We start from the raw sequence: 4,375 nt of genomic DNA, 5'->3' as shown, positions 1-4,375 counted from the left end.
CCGCGCACCGACGCCCCCACCGACGAAGCCCCCTCCACCCACGAGGACAAGCCTTCGCCGCTGAAGAACCCCAAGGTCCGCTGGACCCTGGTCATCATCGGCGCCGTCGTGGTCATCGCCCTGGTCGCCTGGCTCATCTACCATCTGCTGGTCGGCCGCTACCTGCAGGACACCAACAACGCCTACCTGCAGGCCGACGCCGTCGCCGTCGCCCCGCGCATCAACGGCTACGTCACCGAAGTGCTGGTGCACGACAACCAGTGGGTCAAGGCCGGCGAACCACTGCTGCGCATCGACCCGCGCACCTACCGCGCCACCCTGGACCAGGCCGAGGCGGTCATCGCCGTGCGCGAAGCCGACATCGCCGCCGCCGCCGCCGGCGTGCAGGGCCAGCAGTCCAGCCTGCTGCAGGCGCGCACCCAGCTCACCGCCGCCACCGCCTCGCTGCGCTTCGGCAAGGCCGAGCTGGCCCGCTTCACCCCGTTGGCCGCCAGCGGCGCCGACACCCACGAACACGTGGAAAGCCTGCGCCATGACGTCGAACGCGCGCAGGCCCAGTACGATGCGGCGAAGGCGCAGATCCAGGGCGCGCAGAGCCAGATCGAGGCCAGCCAGGCGCAGCTGGAACAGGCCCAAGCCGGCCTGAAGCAGGCCCAGGCCGATGCCGCGCAGGCGCGGGTCGCCTTCGAGGACACCGAGCTGCGCGCGCGCATCGACGGCCGTGTCGGCAACAAGACCGTGCAGGTCGGCCAGTTCGTCGCCGCCGGCACCCGCACCATGACTATCGTGCCGGTCGAATCGCTGTACCTGAGCGCCAACTTCAAGGAAACCCAGGTCGGCCTGATGCGCGCCGGGCAGCCGGCCGAGATCAAGGTCGACGCGCTGCCGGGCACCCCCCTGCATGGCACGGTGGAAAGCATCTCGCCGGGCACCGGCTCGCAGTTCGCGCTGCTGCCGCCGCAGAACGCCACCGGCAACTTCACCAAGGTCGTGCAGCGCGTGCCGGTGCGCATCCGCGTGGACGCCGGTGCCGAGGCGCGCAAGGTGCTGGTGCCGGGCATGTCGGTGGAAGTGACCGTCGATACGCGCAATGCCAAGGACGCGCGCGAGCGCACGAAAGACGAGGCCGAGGCTACGGCCGCGCCGGCGCGATGAACGCCACCACCGCCCCTGCAGCGCCCGCCGCCGAGGGCAAGGCCGATGCCGGTGCCTGGCTGGCCGTGGCGGCCGGCACCATCGGCTCGTTCATGGCCACGTTGGACATCTCCATCGTCAACGCGGCGCTGCCCACCATCCAGGGCGAGGTCGGCGCGAGCGGCACCGAAGGCACCTGGATCTCCACCGCCTTCCTGGTCTCGGAAATCGTAATGATTCCGCTGACCGGCTGGTTCGTGCGCACGCTGGGCCTGCGCACCTTCCTGCTGATCTGCGCCACGCTGTTCACCGCGTTCTCGGTGATGTGTGGCCTGGCCGATTCGCTGCCGATGATGATCGCCGGCCGGGTAGGGCAGGGCTTTGCCGGCGGTGCACTGATTCCCACCGCGCTGACCATCGTCGGCACACGGCTGCCACCGAAGCAGCAGCCGCTGGGCACCGCGCTGTTCGGCATGACCGTCATCCTCGGGCCGGTGATCGGCCCGCTGCTGGGTGGCTGGCTGACCGAGAACGTCAGCTGGCACTACGCCTTCTTCATCAACGTACCGATCTGTGCGGGCCTGGTTGCGTTGCTGCTGCTGGGCCTGCCGCATGAAAAATCGAACTGGGGCGGGCTGCTGCGTGCGGACTGGCTGGGCATCATCGGCATGACCGCCGGCCTGTCCGCGCTGACCGTGGTGCTGGAAGACGGCCAGCGCGAGCGCTGGTTCGAATCGACGATGATCGTGGTGCTCAGCCTTGTCTCGCTGCTGGGGTTTGCCCTGCTCGCGCTTTCGCAGTTCACCAGCAAGGCGCCGGTCATCCGCCTCAACATCCTCTTCCAGCGCAGTTTCGGCGCGGTGTTCGTGATGGTGATGGCGGTGGGCATGATCCTGTTCGGGGTCATGTACATGATCCCGCAGTTCCTGGCGATCATCGCCGGCTACAACACCGAGCAGGCCGGCTACGTGCTGCTGCTGGCCGGCCTGCCGACCATCCTGCTGATGCCGTTGATGCCGAAGATGCTGGAAACGGTGGACGTGCGCATCATGGTGTTCGGCGGCATGCTGTGCTTTGCGGCCGCCTGCTTCGTCAACCTCGGGCTGACCCCGGACAGCATCGGCCCGCATTTCGTCATCGGCCAGCTGCTGCAGGGCTGCGGCCTGGCGCTGGCGATGATGGCGCTGAACCAGGCAGCCATCACCTCGGTGCCGCGCGAATACACCAGTGATGCCTCGGGCCTGTTCAACGCCGCGCGCAATCTTGGCGGCTCGATCGGCCTGGCCATCATTTCCACGTTCCAGGAACGCCGCGCGACCCTGCACATCGATGCGATCGGCAGCAGCGTCACCGCCAATTCAACCATCGCCCAGGACGCGCTGCATGCCTATGGCCAGCAGCTGGGTGATGCCACGCAGGCGATGGCGGTGCTGGCGCAGACGGTGCAGATGCAGGCGATGGTGATGGCCTACAACGACCTGTTCTGGATCTTCGGCCTGATCGTGGTGGCGACCCTGCCGCTGGTGTTCCTGCTCAAGCCCCTGCCCAAGGGCGTTCCATTGGCGATGCACTGATGACTTTGAAGACCCTCACCACCTCCCTTCGCCCGCACCGCCTGTGGCCGGCCACCCTGCCGCTGCTGCTGGCCGGCTGCATGCTGGGCCCGGATTACGTGAAGCCGGACGTGGCCACCGGCGCCACCGCACAGGCACGGCTGCCGCGTGCCGCGCAGGCCGACGTGCAGCCGGCCACGCCGCCCAGCCAGTGGTGGCGCGCGCTGAATGATCCGCTGCTGGACCAGCTGGTGGACGAAGCTCTGCGCAACAGCCCCAACCTGCGTGCTGCCCAGACCAAGCTGCTGGCGTCGCGCGCGCTGCAGCGCCAGCGCCGTGCCGAGCAGCTGCCCAGCATGGGCGCCGTCGCCGGGTATGCCAACGTCAAGGCGCCCGATGCGCTTGAAGACAGCGTGCGCGGCCTCGGCGAGAACATCGCCGGCGTGGCCGAGGCCAATGGCCGCCCGCAGGAGGCGGCGCAGCTGCGCCAGCAGTTCGCGGACATTGACCTGGACACCGAGCTGTACGTGGCCGGCTTCGATGCCAGCTGGGAGCTGGACCTGTTTGGTCGCCGTCGTCGCGCAGCCGAGCAGGCCGCCGCCGAAGCCGAGGCCAATGCCGCGGCGCTGGCCGATGCGCAGGTGCAGCTGGCGGCCGAGCTGGCCCAGGTCTACCTGGGCTACCGCAGCAGCCGCGAGCGCATCGCGTTGGCCGAGGTCAATCTGCGCGCCGCCGATGACAGCCTGCAGCTGACCCGACAACGACGCGAGCGCGGTGCCGATTCGGACCTGCAGGTCGAACGCGCGCAGGCCCAGCGCGAGCAGCAGCAGGCCGCGCTGCCGCCACTGCAGGCACAGGCGGACGAGGCGCGTGACGTGCTGGCGCTGATGGTCGGCCGCGAGCCCGGTGCGCTGGACGCGCGGCTGGCCGCCGACCAGCCGTTGCCAGTGTTGCCGGCCAGTGTGCCGGTAGATGACGCGGGCGCGTTGATCCAGCGCCGGCCGGATGTGCGCAAGGCCGAGCGCGAGCTGGCGGCCTCCTCGGCGCAGATCGGCCAGGCGATCTCGGCCTACTTCCCGCAGGTGACCCTGCTCGGCAGCATCGGTGCCGGTGCCACGTCTATTTCCGATCTTGGGCCGGATTCGGCGGCGACCATCGTCGCCCCGTTCCTGCGCTGGTCGCTGTTCGACTTCGGGGTGAACAAGGCGCGCGTGGCGCAGGCCCGGGCCGGCAACGAGGCGCGGCTGGCGGCCTATGAGGGCACGGTGCTGGCCGCGCTGCAGGATGCCAACACGGCGCTGGCCCGGTTCGGGGCCGCCCGCCAGCAGCTGCAGGCCAGCCTGCGCGCCGAGGCCTCGGCCGACCGCTCGCTGGCCCTGATGCAGCAGCGCCGGCAGGCCGGTGCCACCTCGCAGATCGACCTGCTGGACGTGCAGCGTCAGCGCCTGCAGGCCCAGGATGCCGCCGCCCAGGCCCGCCTGCAGCTGCTGGTGCGCTATGTGGCCCTGCAGAAGAGCCTGGGCCTGGGCTGGCAGGACGCCCCGCCGGTGGCCGCACGGTGATGCGCTCCGCCGGGCATGGCCCGGCGCTACCAGAACGATGCCCCCGGAACCGTTGACGCCGCCGCGCACCCCGGTAGCGCCGGGCCACGCCCGGCGAGCGCCGCGGCCCGCCGGGCCGCGAGCCCC

General features: G+C 70.2%; 3 protein-coding genes. All 3 read left to right on the top strand.

Annotated elements, in window-relative coordinates; translation table 11 throughout:
* The coding region (locus tag IAE56_RS20640; protein ID WP_200753804.1) for an HlyD family secretion protein at positions 1-1,155 on the top strand (1,155 nt) is incomplete at its 5' end.
* Positions 1,152-2,708: a DHA2 family efflux MFS transporter permease subunit gene (locus IAE56_RS20635; RefSeq protein ID WP_200753803.1), complete on the top strand. Its 1,557-nt coding sequence runs from the start codon at positions 1,152-1,154 to the stop codon at positions 2,706-2,708. The genes IAE56_RS20640 and IAE56_RS20635, both read left to right, overlap by 4 nt.
* Positions 2,708-4,249, top strand: a complete 1,542-nt coding sequence (locus tag IAE56_RS20630; protein WP_200753802.1) for an efflux transporter outer membrane subunit — start codon at positions 2,708-2,710, stop codon at positions 4,247-4,249. Before IAE56_RS20635 ends, IAE56_RS20630 begins: the two co-directional genes overlap by 1 nt.
* Positions 4,250-4,375 lie beyond the last annotated feature (126 nt).

Origin of the sequence: Stenotrophomonas sp. S41 (assembly GCF_016624625.1) — a bacterium.
Classification (GTDB): Bacteria; Pseudomonadota; Gammaproteobacteria; order Xanthomonadales; family Xanthomonadaceae; genus Stenotrophomonas.
Note: the sequence above shows the minus strand (reverse complement) of the source record. Positions and strands in the feature narration are given on the sequence as shown.